Here is a 12638-nt window from a genome sequence, read left to right as displayed (position 1 = left end):
AGATTAAATGATGCAACGCTACGATTATATTATCGTCGGCGCGGGTTCGGCCGGCTGTGTGTTGGCGGATCGGCTAAGTGAAAGTGGTCAACATCAGGTTCTACTGCTTGAAGCGGGTGGCTCCGATAAGAGTATTTTCATCCAGATGCCCACAGCCCTTTCTTACCCAATGAATACCGAGAAATATGCTTGGCAGTTTGAGACTGTACAGGAGAAAGGCCTCGATGGCCGTCAGCTTCATTGTCCACGCGGTAAAGTACTTGGCGGCAGTTCATCCATCAACGGTATGGTATATGTGCGCGGTCATGCTTGTGACTTTGATGAATGGGAAGAGCACGGCGCAAAAAACTGGAACTACCAAACCTGCCTACCCTATTTTCGTAAAGCGGAAAGCTGGATTGGCGGCGAAGATAATTACCGTGGTGGTAGTGGTCCTGTTGGTACGTGCAATGGCAATGACATGAAACGTAACCCACTTTATCAAGCCTTCATAGATGCAGGTAAAGAAGCGGGCTATCCAGAAACTCAAGACTACAACGGTTATCAGCAAGAGGGCTTTGGCCCAATGCACATGACAGTTGATGGCGGTGTGCGAGCTTCAACCTCCAACGCTTACTTAAAGCGTGCACTAAAACGCCCTAATCTGACGCTAATCAAGGGGGTCGTCGCACACAAAGTCCTCCTTGAAAACAAGCAAGCGATAGGCGTTGAATTTGAAAAATCAGGCGCTGTTAAACAAGCGTTCGCCGATCAAGAAGTCATTTCAAGTGCCGGCTCAGTGGGTTCAGTCCAGCTATTGCAACTCTCGGGCATAGGCCCGAAAGCTGTATTGGAACAAGCGGGGGTTGAGCTTACCCACGAACTGCCAGGGGTGGGTGAAAACTTGCAAGATCACCTTGAAGTCTACTTCCAATATCATTGCTCTCAGCCTATCACGCTTAACAGCAAGCTTGGGCTTATTAGCAAAGGCCTCATCGGCACTGAATGGGTTTTAACGCGCAAGGGCTTGGGGGCAACCAATCACTTTGAATCGTGTGCGTTTATCCGCTCGCGCGAAGGGTTGAAATGGCCGAATATCCAGTATCACTTCTTACCTGCTGCTATGCGTTATGACGGCCAAGCTGCCTTTGATGGTCACGGCTTCCAAGTTCACGTTGGCCCAAATAAACCGCAAAGTCGCGGATCCATTGCCATTACCTCCACCAACCCTAAAGACAAGCCGAAGATCGAATTTAACTACATCTCTACAGAACAAGATAAGCAAGACTGGCGAGACTGTATCCGCCTTACTCGTGAAATCTTAATGCAGCCAGCAATGGACCATTATCGCGGTGAAGAGATTCAACCAGGCAGCAAGATTGCAAGTGATGCCGATATCGACCAGTGGGTGAAGGAGAATGTCGAAAGCGCTTATCACCCTTCGTGCAGCTGCAAAATAGGCGCCGATGATGACCCAATGGCGGTATTGGATGAACACTGCCGCGTGAGAGGAATTCAAGGTTTACGTGTTGTTGATTCATCCATCTTCCCAACGATTCCAAACGGCAATCTCAACGCGCCCACCATCATGGTGGCTGAACGTGCCGCCGACATGATTCTGGGTCAACCAATGCTTAAACCGACCAATCAACCGGTTTGGATCGCACCAGATTGGCAACAGAAACAACGAATTAACGCTCCAAATAGAGAGCTAAATTAACCTCAAAAGTCAGTAACCATTACAAGGAAAATACCATGTCTATGATGACAAAAACACTGTCAACCCTCGCTTTAAGTAGCCTCGCGATGAACGCTTATGCCAATCAATGTGAAACCGTACGTTTTGCTGACGTAGGTTGGACAGATATCACCGCCACCACAGCGGTTACGTCTGAACTACTCAAAGGCTTAGGCTACCAAACCAAAACGGATTTACTGTCTGTCCCTGTTACCTATTCTTCAATGGCGAACGGTGATATCGATATCTTCCTTGGCAACTGGATGCCAACAATGGAGGGAGATATCGCTAAATACCGTGAAGCTGGCACAGTAGAGACCGTTCGTGCCAACCTCGAAGGGGCAAAGTACACCCTCGCAGTCCCTAAATACGTTTATGACGCGGGAGTAAAAAGCTTTGCGGATCTTGCAAAGCATGCTGACAAATTCAAAGACCGCATCTACGGTATTGAACCAGGCAATGACGGCAACCGCCTCATTCAATCAATGATCGATAGTGACGCATTCGGTCTGAAGGAGTTCAGCCTAGTTGAATCAAGTGAAGCAGGTATGGTGTCTCAAGTCACGCGTGCTGTGCGCCGCAACCAATGGATCGTCTATCTTGGCTGGGCTCCACACCCAATGAACAGCAATATCGAGATGGCTTACCTAGACGGCGGCGATGACTTCTTTGGTCCAAACTATGGCGGAGCCAATGTTTACACCAACGTCCGAAAAGACTACCTAAATGAGTGCCAAAATGTCGGTAACTTGCTAAAAAACCTGGAATTCAGCTTAGAAATGGAAAACGAGCTGATGGAAGCGATCTTGAACCAAAATGTGAAACCTGCGAAAGCAGCTCAGCAGTGGTTGAAAGCGAATCCACAACAAGTTGAAGCCTGGTTAGAAGGTGTGAAAACGCTAGCTGGTGATGACGCTCAAGGCGCAATAAACAGCTACATCAACTCAAAAGCTTAACGAATGATGTGCTTGGTGGGCACCTCGCCCACCTCTTGTCACACGCTAGAATAATCATTACCACAAAGGCTGTATTGTGAATTTTATTACAGACAACAAAATCCCACTGGGTCGATGGATGGAAGCAGGGGTTGATTGGTTAACCTTTAATGCGGCGGGTCTATTTGATGCGATTGCTATTTTCCTCGAGACCATCATTCTTTTTGCTGTCGATATTTTTAAGTGGATGCCTCCAGCAATGCCCATTGCGATTACCGCAGCACTTGCTTGGTACTTGCACCGTAGTATTCCACTCGTTTTATTTGTTATTGGTGCTCTGCTCACCATTCTTAATCTTGGCTACTGGCAAGAAATGCTAGAAACCTTTGTTTTGGTTTTTGCCGCGACAACGATTTCTGTATTAATTGGCGTCCCTGTAGGGATCATGGCCGCACACCGTCCTTGGTTGTATACCATTTTGAGACCGATCCTCGATTTAATGCAGACAGTCCCGACTTTCGTTTACCTGATCCCAACCTTGGTTTTATTTGGGCTTGGTATCGTGCCGGGGCTGATCTCTACCATTATTTTTGCCATCGCGGCGCCAATTCGATTGACGTATCTCGGCATCACAAAAGTGCCAGAAGAACTCGTTGAAGCGGGCAAAGCGTTTGGTGCAACTCGCATGAAGCTACTATTCAAAGTCGAACTACCCGCAGCAATGCCAAGCATAATGGCTGGTGTCACTCAGTGCATTATGTTGTCGCTTTCTATGGTAGTGATTGCTGCCCTTGTTGGTGCTGATGGCCTAGGAAAGCCTGTGGTTCGAGCGTTGAATACAGTGAACATCTCCCAAGGCTTTGAGGCAGGACTGGCTATTGTTCTTGTGGCAATCATCCTCGATCGTCTGTGTAAATCACCAAACCAAAAGGAAGCTTAATCATGGATGCGATTACTATTCGAAACCTCGATGTCGTGTTTGGTGACAAACCACAATTGGCACTAGAACTATTAGACAACGGTAAATCTCGCCAAGAAATTATCGATGAAACTGGTCAAGTTGTCGGTGTTGATAATGTCTCTATGTCAGTCAAAGAAGGGGAAATTTGCGTTCTCATGGGACTCTCAGGCTCGGGGAAATCCAGCTTGCTTCGTGCTGTGAATGGATTAAACGAAATTTCTCGTGGCAACCTTGAAGTCAAAGATGGCGAGGCTCAAGTCGACCTCGCTAGTTGTGATGAAGACACCTTACGCCATTTACGGACTCACCGGATATCTATGGTATTTCAAAAGTTTGCTTTAATGCCTTGGCTAACTGTCCTTGATAACGTGGCATTTGGTTTAGAGTTGCAAGGTGTAGGCAAATCAGAACGCCGCATGAGAGCGCGCGAACAACTTGAAATGGTTGGTCTGTCAGAATGGGAAGATAAGTATCCTCACGAACTGTCTGGCGGAATGCAGCAGCGTGTTGGTCTCGCAAGAGCATTTGCGATGGATACCGATATCTTATTGATGGACGAGCCATTCTCAGCACTTGATCCCTTGATACGCGCCCAGCTTCAAGACGAGCTCATCCTGCTGCAAGAAAAACTCAACAAAACCATTTTGTTCGTCAGCCATGACCTCGATGAAGCGCTGAAAATTGGCAACAACATTGCAATCATGGAATCTGGGCGTTTGATTCAACATGGAAAGCCAGAAGAGATTATTCTTAATCCTGAAAACGATTATGTGCGTGATTTTGTCGCGCATACCAACCCTTTGAACGTGCTGAAGGGGCGCTCGTTGATGCAACCCACCAGCGAGCTAAAACGCGAAGACTCACGCTTACAAGTTTGTTGCAGCCAGCAGGTGTGGGTAGAACAATCTTCAGACTCACTTTCATTGGTTCAACAGCCCGGCCTGAGTTTGTTGGAATGGGATGGCGAACAGAACAAGCTGGAAGACGTTTCCCCTTCTACAGTCGTTGTTGTAAGCCCTGATATAGTCATGCGAGATGCTATTGAACTCAAACACCGTAGCGGACAGCCAATTTTGCTCTCTGAACAGGGTAAGCTGTTAGGTGTACTCAATGATAACGAGCTCTATCGTGCGCTATTAGGCAACTATAAAAGCACAAAAGCCGCATAATTGCGCTTCGTGGCATTTGAACAAAGATACGCCCAAAGCTAATAGCCTTGGGCGCCTCTGTATTTAAATAGTGTCGCCTGCTCAATGAGTTATACGACACTGGTCAATTATCTATTCCACACCCAATGTCGGAGGACAATAGACTTTGATCGGAAACGCGCCTTCTCAAGAAATCATTGGGCTATAAAAAGCCAAAGTTTGATCACTTTCTGAAACGTTTTTGGACAAAAATCAGTTTTGAAAAATCGAACATTAGAAAACTAAGAATAACTTCAGGTAGGAGAAATCACTAAACTGTCTACTTTCCTTGTTGTTAGTCTTGCAATCTCCATTGTTCATGAAATGCTTCAAACTCTTCAATAAACACCTTAAAGCGTTTCGGCGTATGTATACTCTGTTTATATAAAATATAGAGAGTGCCCTCTTCAAACCATTCGCCGTTGAACAGCTTTATGAGCTCGCCGCAATGCACTTGTTCACGCACTTGATTATCAGGAATTAAGCCGATACCAAACCCCTCTTTTGCCAAGTTAATTGCGATATCGATTGAGTTCGTTGTCATGTTTCCAGTGACTTCAATCTGCCGTTTATCACCATGTTTATTTGTTAGGTTCCAATATCGTTCTGAGCTTGGCGTGTTGGTGTGAGTAATACATTGGTGTAGCTCTAAGTCATGAACAAATTTGGGTTCACCACGTTTTTGAATGTACTTTGGCGAGGCGTAGCAACATCGTGTAAATCGTGAGGCTTCTCGGCAGACGACGGATTCATCGTTCGGTAAAAACGGGGCAATCATCAGATCTACATCTTCAAACAAGCTCAAAGTGTTTGGCGTCAATGTATGAAAGTGAATGTGGATATTTGGATACTTTTCATGGAAATCCGGTAAGAAGCTCTTGGTTAAAAACCTCGCCATCGGGTGTAAACAGCCTATACGCAGTAGGCCGCTAACACCTTTACGTTCAACGTGAAGTTTTTCTACAGTGTGGTCGATAAGATCGAGAATCTGGCCAGCCGACTCGAAGAACATTTCACCTTGTGGCGTAAGACTAATGCTGCTACCTCTCCTATGGACCAAAGTAACATTTAGGCTTTCTTCTAATGCTTTAATTTTTCTGCTTAGTGTCGGTTGGCTTACATCGAGTGCTTTTGCTGTTTCGGTGTAGTTCAGCTTTTTCGCCAAAACAGAGAACATTTTAACCGCTTCGATATCCATGTTTAGCTCCTAGTCGTCTCTCTACGATATTACTAACTAAAATGTAAATTTTCTTCCTTCATCACTGTAACTAAAAAAATATCAACGCTTTATTTGATCTCACCTCTGCTATTCACTTTCTGAATTACCGCGATTTCCTACTCGCGTATTGCTAAAAAAACAACTCGATATAATTCGAAACAACTTTTCATAACTACCACTTTAGAGTAGGTCTATTCATGCAGTTAAAACATTCTTTACTATTGTCCACAATCGCTTTGTGTACAACGCCTGTCGCGGCAACAACCTTTGAAGCACCCAACTTTTATGGCGACATTTTAGGGCAAGTACGCTGGGAAGCAGGACAAGATTATCAGTCAGAAATTCATCGTGCGAATACGGGCATAAAAGGCAAACACGACGCTGGTCTATTGCGTGTTATCTACAACCTAGAAGCTGAATATTCAGAAGATTTAACACAAAAGGTTAAGGAGGAGCAGGGCTTCGATATGCGTGTTAGCGAAGCAAACTTGGTGCTAGTAACTAAGGACTTCGGCGGCATCTACTTCGGAAACGGTACCACAGGCACCTATAAAGATCTCTACTCTCGCGTAGATATTTTTGACAGTAACAATATGCACCGTTCAAGCAATGCGGCTTTATTTCGTCAAGCAAAATCTGGCAACAATCAGCTCGCCTATATGACACCCAAATGGAACGGTCTGTACGCAAAAGTCGCGGTCATAAGCCCTGACAATAACAATGGAGAAGACATCGATATTCTTGGTCTGCGCTTACTGTATGTAACCGACAGCTTTGATTTGGTTCTCAATCGTTCCCAAGTCGATAAGAAACAATTACCAGGGAACCAAACCGATGACTACGTGCGTTACGCTCTGTCGTCTTCTTACACTTGGGAGAACTTCTACCTCGGTGGCCTTGTTGAGCTCAATCACGACGATCCCCAAGGCGACAGCGCTGTATACGGTATCTCAGGCAAATACTCTCTGGATAAGCTGACATTCAAACTCGGGGCTCAGCACAAAGCTTTCGACGATTCCCAAAAAGATAACCAAACGCTTTATCTAGCGAGCCTTAACTATGCCTTTAGTGAACAGCTCTCTACCTATTTAGAAGTCGCAGAATACGCTGACGATGCAGCAACCAATGACCCTGCGAACAACAACGGCGAGAACCGAAATGACAACATCAACATCGGCCTCCACTTCAAGTTTTAACGCCTTGTGCTAAGGACCTAACAGATGAAAAAGCTATTCACAACGTTGAGCTTACTCTGCGCAGCTCAAGCCTATGCAGGTGTCTCTATTACCGACTGCGTCATCGTTGAACCCGCGCCAGGCGTCAACAAAACCGGACTGTTCTTCAATGCGACCTTTACTGAAGACGACGAGGTCAAAGCACTGAGACTTCCTTCGCCAGAAGCCATTCTAGGCGCGGAAATACCAGAGCTTACCAATGAAGTTCAGATGCATAACACCATTATGAAAGATGGCGTGATGACAATGCAGCGCTTTCCGAAACTGTTTCTTAAGAAAAACGCGGTAACCAAACTAGAACGCGGTGGAACGCACTTTATGTTAATGGACCTTAAGAAGCGCCCACTCGCTGGTGAAAAGTACTCGGTCAACTTATGGCTGACCTACCTTTCAGACCAACAGTGTGAAGCAAGCGTTCTTAAATCTTCTGACTTTCCCCCGAAGCATAAAATGTAGGTGAGATAATGAAAATTATTGAGCAAATTAAACAAGTAAAACGCTCGGTTAAACTTGCCATTGTCGCGGTCGGCATCGGGATTGGTTTGATCTCAGCTCTCCCTGCAACAGAAGTTTTGCATGTATTCAGTACCAATGAATTTTGTGCGTCCTGCCATACGATGGAGCCGATGGCTGAAACGTTTTCTCAATCGATACATGGCGGTAATAACCAACATGGTTTTGTTGCAGATTGTATCGATTGTCACCTGCCAAAATCGAATATTGTCGAAGAGCTTTGGGTAAAAGGAACCTCCGGTACGCGCCATCTATGGGGAGAGTTCGTGCTGGGTATGGATTCGCTTGATTATGATGAACTTCACCCTAAACGTGGTGAGTATGTTTATGACTCAGGCTGTATCAATTGCCACCGTGGTTTGGAAGAGCGTGCTCAAGGTGCAGACGAAAACTCACCCGCATCGGACTTCTCTCACAACCTTGCATTTAACAACAAAGATAACGATCCATCTTGGAAGTGTTCGAGCTGCCACTACGATATCGCCCACCCTAATTTAAAGCGTGAGATGCGTTTACGTGAGGAAGAACGAATTCGTAATTTGGTGGCAACTGAGGGCTTATAAATGAAACATTCAATCGCATTATCACTTGCCATCAGCTTAGCATTGGCTGGTAGCGCTGTTGCAGCAGAAGACATCGATAATGGGTACGGTGATTACACCATTAATCGAACTTTTGAAGATTTAAAGAAATCACCCAAGGACTTAAAAGCAGCAAAACGTATCGTATTTGGTTGTTACCTCGGTTGTCACCGACCAGCAAAAGAGGAAGTGCCTGAAACGCTAAGCCCTAAGCTTGAAGGTTTTGATCCGCAATGGTTCTTAGACCAATGGTTCGCTATGGATAATGAGCGTCACGCAGGTATTTCCTCTCAAATGAAAGAGATCGTTTACGCTAACCCGCCTCGTGATATGGCATCGACTGCGATCCTGCTTGGTGCACAAAAAATGAAGTACAACCCAATGCCGGATGTACTAGAGAGTGAAGAGTTCAAGCGCGGAAAAGAGACTTACGACAGTACCTGTAAAGCCTGCCATGGCGAACAAGGCGCATCAACACAGAAAAACTTCCCGCCGTTGAAAGGCCAAATGCCGACATACATCTACGAACAGATGATTGCCTACCGCGACGGCAAACGTACTAACGGTGCATTGGCCGGCATCATGATGCCTTACGCTAAGATGTTGTCAGAGCAGGACTACCGCGATGTCGCGGCGTATGTTTCCGGTCAACGCGTCAAGCCGATTGAAAGGGAAGAGTTTATTACCGGTATTGGTATGCCTGCGCCTGAAGGTTTCAAATTGCCAGACACAGGTCAAATTCAGAACTTTACCGATACTTTTGGAGAAGACTCTGATTACCAAGGTAATGAGCCTAGCTACACTATCTCTGAATCAGGGAAAGTCGTTTTCGACAATAATACCCAATTGATGTGGGAACGAGACTCCTCCCGAATCTGGATGACGGCGGTCGAAGGTAAAGCATATTGCGCAAACTTGGAAATTGATGGTTATACAGATTGGCGTTTCCCGCTAATGAAAGAGCTATTCTCCATAGCTGACATGGGTGAGTTCCGTCCGGCTATTAATACCGATGTGTTCTTGAACATGCCTCGTCAGAACTCTGGCATTTGGACGTTCCCTGTTTCTGACCGTCACGATCACGTTTGGCACGTGGGCTTCCCTGATGCTCATATCATGGGTCAACATACCGCTTCAACCAAGCTGGTTCGCTGTGTTCGCGCAGATAACGACGCGGCATACCACAACATGCAATACGTCGATAACGGTGACGGTACTGTTACAGAAAAAGTGACCAATCGAATGTGGCAGCAAAACATTGATTATGTGAAGCGCAAGTTCGATGACTCTCTGAAGTACTGCCAAGACTTAGAATATGCTGGCTATGATGACTGGCGCGCTCCAGATATCAAAGAGATGAACTCCATTGTTAACTACAACAAAGTTTCTCCAGCTATTGATGAAGAGTTTTTCCCGAACACACCAGTGAAGTCATTCTTCTGGACCAGCACTTCTGATGTTGCTGGCCCTACGCTTCACGTAAGACCACTATCGGCTCGTAAGAAAAACCAAACGCCTGAGCAGTTGGATTTGAGATTCACGGGTGATAACGAAGGTTGGGCACATGGTTACCTAACTGGGCAAGGTTTCGGTATGTCAAAAGACTCCGAATTCTACACTCGCTGTGTTCGTAATCCTTAGTTGTTCAATGAAGCCCTCTTGAGGGCTTCTTTACTTCCACACCAACAATGTCGCCCCAAAAACTCACTTGTGGCTCGATTGCGATGATGTTTTCTATTATTCGAGGTTACTATGAACAAGATTTTGATTCCCCTACTTACCTCTTTGCTTACCTTTACCGCGCACGCCGATATCGAAGGTCGATATGACGATGGCGCTCGTTGGGCATTCATTTCTGATGATAACTCTAACAACGTCGCCGTTATTGACACTTTTGCGTTTTCCTACACAGACCAGATCGAACTCAAGGCAAAACCGATTCACCTTGAAGTGTCAGACGTACAAGATGTTCTCGTCTACATCGACGGAAAAACCCCAACCGTCTACGTCTACGACTTAGTTAAAAAGACACACTGGCAAATGGCGATGGAAGGAATTCCAACAGAAATTACCTTTCATGCTGATGAAGCCCAACTGGCAGTAGCAATGAAAGATCGTATAGACATTATTAAACCGCTAAAACGCGAATATGTCGCCACGATTACCGATATCAAATCGCCTTTTAGCATGAACTTTGATAACGGTGGCTACAACTTGTATGTTTCAGAGAGCAAGTCCGGTAACACGCTTATTTATCGTAATCACGATGGTCAAAGAAGCTATATCAATGTCGGCGAAGGCTACGTTTCTGAGCTGACTTTATCACCAGATGCGCGCCTAGCACTGGCTTCCCAATATAAAGACAATTCCGTTGTCGTTTGGGATCTCTCTATGGAAATGGAATTCAACACCTTTCATTTCGACTCACAACCTTGGCGTCCTTACGTAAGTTCCGATTCTGAATATATCGTGCTTGCCAGTGAAAATGGTCAAGCGCAAGTTATCGAATCTTGGGGAGGTGAAGTTGTCAAAGAGCTCAAGCTTACCGGGGCTCCAAAGTCTATTCGCACGGGCTGGATAGAGACAATGGGCATAATTGAATCTAAGGGTGCCCTGGATATTTTTGAGCTTTCGACCAACACACCCGTTCAATCAGTCTCGTTAAGTAATGACTTACGAGAAGTTGTTGTAGTTTCAGACTCAAAGACACTGTTTGCAACGCAAGAAGGCTCTTCAAAACTTTTCGTATACGACATCCGTACCAACAAGGTTCTGAAGGAGATCGACACTAAGTTAGCCAAGCCCCACCTGCTAGCAATGGGTATTACAAACACCGTATGTCACTAAAGGAACGCACAATGAGACAACAAACTTCCTATACTATCTACGCTTTTCTAGCGGCATGCTTACTGAGTTTTACCGCAATGGCTAAACCTTTAAAATTTGAACTGCAAGATAATACGCTAGGAACGGTGACCGAGAAAAATTGGCAAGGTAAGTTCCTTCTTATGGGCGTTGGTTACACCAGTTGTCCAGATATTTGCCCTACCACGGTTATCGATTTAGCGACCGCAGTGAATTCGTTGAACGAGGAGTCAAATAAGGTCACGCCAATCTTCATCTCTGTAGACCCTAACCGCGATACGATTGAAAACTTGGACATGTATGTGAAGTACTTTGATCCCAAAATGGTTGGATTAACCGGAACGCAAGAGCAGATCAAAGCCATAGCAAAGAGCATGAAGGCAACCTATGGCTATTCTCTTGAAGGCAAGCCCATTTACCCCCCTCTCCCAAAACATTATGAAGTGTACCACTCTGCCTACATCTACCTTTACGGACCAGACAGAGAGCTTATCGATGTATTTGGTTATGGCGAAGGTGGTGCAAAAATCGGCCAAGCTTTGAAGAGGTATATCAATGAATAAATGGACCTCATTCGCACTGGTTAGCATCACCTTATGTTTGAGTTTCTCGACAACCGCAAAACAATGCGCCACACCAGAAGGGTTTAAACCAGAAAACTCGACCTATCGGCTTTCCGAGCTAAAAGGCCCAGTCAGCTTGGTCAATCTATGGGCGGTTTGGTGCCCTCCTTGTTTAAAGGAACTATCAGCACTCGACAGCATTGCGACTAACACGAACTTTAATATTGAAACCGTACACATTGGGGATAACCTCCCTGCGATCGAAGAGCGTTTTTCTAAATTGGGTATTCATCACTTACCGAAAACCATTGAACCGGATATGAGTTCAATTCAAGCGCTCGGCTTTCAAGGGCTACCCGCCACATTGGTAGTGATTAATGGTGAAGCTAAATTTCGCTATTCTGGGTATATCAAGCACTCTCCCGAAGCGATTCAAGACTGGCTAACTTGTTTAAAAGAGGAACTGTAATCATGAAAAGTATGCTTATTTTACTTATTGCCTCCATCAGCTTCTCCACTTTTGCCAATACTGAGACTGAGAAAGGCAAAGCACTGTACATTGCTCCGGGAAAAGGAGGGTGCGCTACTTGCCATGGTGAAACCGGAAATGAGCCCGTAATGCCTATATACCCGAAAATCGGTGGACAAAACGAGCTTTACCTCTTTAACCAAATGAAAGATTACAAGATGAAAAAGCGTAAAAACGGCTTGTTCATGACCATGGAGGTCGCAATGGAGCACTACACGGATGAAGAGATTCGCCTTATGGCTAAATACTTGAGCAGCAAAAAAGAGCATCGCCCTTAGAAATTCATTCTGAAGTATTCAGCAAAAAACACGTTCAAAATAAATGATTTACCCC

Annotated in this window: 13 protein-coding genes; 12 read left to right on the top strand and 1 reads right to left on the bottom strand. The window is 45.4% G+C overall.

Annotation, left to right across the window (positions count from 1 at the left end):
• Positions 1 to 7: 7 nt before the first annotated feature.
• The 4 genes from betA (at position 8) to choV (ending at position 4782) form a co-directional block, all read left to right on the top strand.
• Entirely contained in the window at positions 8 to 1699 is a 1692-nt protein-coding gene (gene betA, locus ACVA6Q_RS03840; RefSeq protein ID WP_446646585.1) for a choline dehydrogenase, read from the top strand.
• 35 nt (positions 1700 to 1734) lie between these two features.
• Positions 1735 to 2673: a choline ABC transporter substrate-binding protein gene (locus ACVA6Q_RS03835; protein WP_446646584.1), complete on the top strand. Its 939-nt coding sequence runs from the start codon at positions 1735 to 1737 to the stop codon at positions 2671 to 2673.
• Positions 2674 to 2749: 76 nt separating this feature from the next.
• The gene (gene choW / locus ACVA6Q_RS03830; RefSeq protein ID WP_112462552.1) at positions 2750 to 3592 is read left to right on the top strand and encodes a choline ABC transporter permease subunit; all 843 of its coding nucleotides are present in this window, start codon (positions 2750 to 2752) and stop codon (positions 3590 to 3592) included.
• Positions 3593 to 3594: 2 nt separating this feature from the next.
• A complete protein-coding gene (choV, locus tag ACVA6Q_RS03825) occupies positions 3595 to 4782 on the top strand; it encodes a choline ABC transporter ATP-binding protein (protein ID WP_446646583.1) in 1188 nt (395 codons plus the stop codon).
• A 313-nt stretch (positions 4783 to 5095) separates the two neighbouring features.
• Here the strand turns inward: choV and ACVA6Q_RS03820 are convergent, their stop codons facing one another.
• Entirely contained in the window at positions 5096 to 5998 is a 903-nt protein-coding gene (locus tag ACVA6Q_RS03820; RefSeq protein ID WP_446646582.1) for a LysR family transcriptional regulator, read from the bottom strand.
• Positions 5999 to 6216: 218 nt separating this feature from the next.
• Between ACVA6Q_RS03820 and ACVA6Q_RS03815 the strand changes: the two genes are divergently transcribed.
• The 8 genes from ACVA6Q_RS03815 to ACVA6Q_RS03780 all read left to right on the top strand — a co-directional run bounded on the left by ACVA6Q_RS03815 (position 6217) and on the right by ACVA6Q_RS03780 (position 12583).
• Positions 6217 to 7215 (top strand): porin, encoded by a 999-nt coding sequence (locus tag ACVA6Q_RS03815; protein WP_446646581.1) that lies wholly within the window; start codon positions 6217 to 6219, stop codon positions 7213 to 7215.
• A 24-nt stretch (positions 7216 to 7239) separates the two neighbouring features.
• Positions 7240 to 7710, top strand: coding sequence for a copper chaperone PCu(A)C (locus ACVA6Q_RS03810; protein ID WP_338166705.1), 471 nt, complete (start codon positions 7240 to 7242; stop codon positions 7708 to 7710).
• Positions 7711 to 7718: 8 nt separating this feature from the next.
• Positions 7719 to 8330 carry a cytochrome c3 family protein gene (locus tag ACVA6Q_RS03805; protein WP_124941258.1) on the top strand — a complete coding sequence of 204 codons (612 nt, stop codon included), beginning with the start codon at positions 7719 to 7721 and terminating at the stop codon, positions 8328 to 8330.
• On the top strand, positions 8331 to 9989 hold the full coding sequence (locus ACVA6Q_RS03800) for an Lcl domain-containing protein (protein WP_446646580.1): 1659 nt from the start codon (positions 8331 to 8333) through the stop codon (positions 9987 to 9989).
• Between the two features lie 111 nt (positions 9990 to 10100).
• The gene (locus ACVA6Q_RS03795; protein WP_446646579.1) at positions 10101 to 11195 is read left to right on the top strand and encodes a YncE family protein; all 1095 of its coding nucleotides are present in this window, start codon (positions 10101 to 10103) and stop codon (positions 11193 to 11195) included.
• An 11-nt stretch (positions 11196 to 11206) separates the two neighbouring features.
• Entirely contained in the window at positions 11207 to 11776 is a 570-nt protein-coding gene (locus ACVA6Q_RS03790; protein WP_446646578.1) for an SCO family protein, read from the top strand.
• Positions 11769 to 12245, top strand: a complete 477-nt coding sequence (locus ACVA6Q_RS03785; RefSeq protein ID WP_446646577.1) for a TlpA family protein disulfide reductase — start codon at positions 11769 to 11771, stop codon at positions 12243 to 12245. The genes ACVA6Q_RS03790 and ACVA6Q_RS03785 overlap by 8 nt, the downstream gene beginning before the upstream one ends.
• A 2-nt stretch (positions 12246 to 12247) precedes the next feature.
• The gene (locus ACVA6Q_RS03780) at positions 12248 to 12583 is read left to right on the top strand and encodes a c-type cytochrome (RefSeq protein ID WP_446646576.1); all 336 of its coding nucleotides are present in this window, start codon (positions 12248 to 12250) and stop codon (positions 12581 to 12583) included.
• The last annotated feature ends 55 nt before the right edge of the window (positions 12584 to 12638 follow it).

It is taken from the genome of Vibrio sp. DNB22_10_4 (assembly GCF_052879755.1).
This window is presented reverse-complemented; position numbering and strand designations above follow the sequence as displayed.

Coding starts and splice junctions, on each gene's coding strand:
- ACVA6Q_RS03815 (WP_446646581.1), top strand. CDS start 6,217: ATGCAGTTAAAACATTCTTTACTATTGTCCACAATCGCTTTGTGTACA.
- ACVA6Q_RS03790 (WP_446646578.1), top strand. CDS start 11,207: ATGAGACAACAAACTTCCTATACTATCTACGCTTTTCTAGCGGCATGC.
- choV (WP_446646583.1), top strand. CDS start 3,595: ATGGATGCGATTACTATTCGAAACCTCGATGTCGTGTTTGGTGACAAA.
- ACVA6Q_RS03795 (WP_446646579.1), top strand. CDS start 10,101: ATGAACAAGATTTTGATTCCCCTACTTACCTCTTTGCTTACCTTTACC.
- ACVA6Q_RS03805 (WP_124941258.1), top strand. CDS start 7,719: ATGAAAATTATTGAGCAAATTAAACAAGTAAAACGCTCGGTTAAACTT.
- betA (WP_446646585.1), top strand. CDS start 8: ATGATGCAACGCTACGATTATATTATCGTCGGCGCGGGTTCGGCCGGC.
- ACVA6Q_RS03820 (WP_446646582.1), bottom strand. CDS start 5,998: ATGGATATCGAAGCGGTTAAAATGTTCTCTGTTTTGGCGAAAAAGCTG.
- ACVA6Q_RS03800 (WP_446646580.1), top strand. CDS start 8,331: ATGAAACATTCAATCGCATTATCACTTGCCATCAGCTTAGCATTGGCT.
- ACVA6Q_RS03835 (WP_446646584.1), top strand. CDS start 1,735: ATGTCTATGATGACAAAAACACTGTCAACCCTCGCTTTAAGTAGCCTC.
- ACVA6Q_RS03785 (WP_446646577.1), top strand. CDS start 11,769: ATGAATAAATGGACCTCATTCGCACTGGTTAGCATCACCTTATGTTTG.
- ACVA6Q_RS03780 (WP_446646576.1), top strand. CDS start 12,248: ATGAAAAGTATGCTTATTTTACTTATTGCCTCCATCAGCTTCTCCACT.
- ACVA6Q_RS03810 (WP_338166705.1), top strand. CDS start 7,240: ATGAAAAAGCTATTCACAACGTTGAGCTTACTCTGCGCAGCTCAAGCC.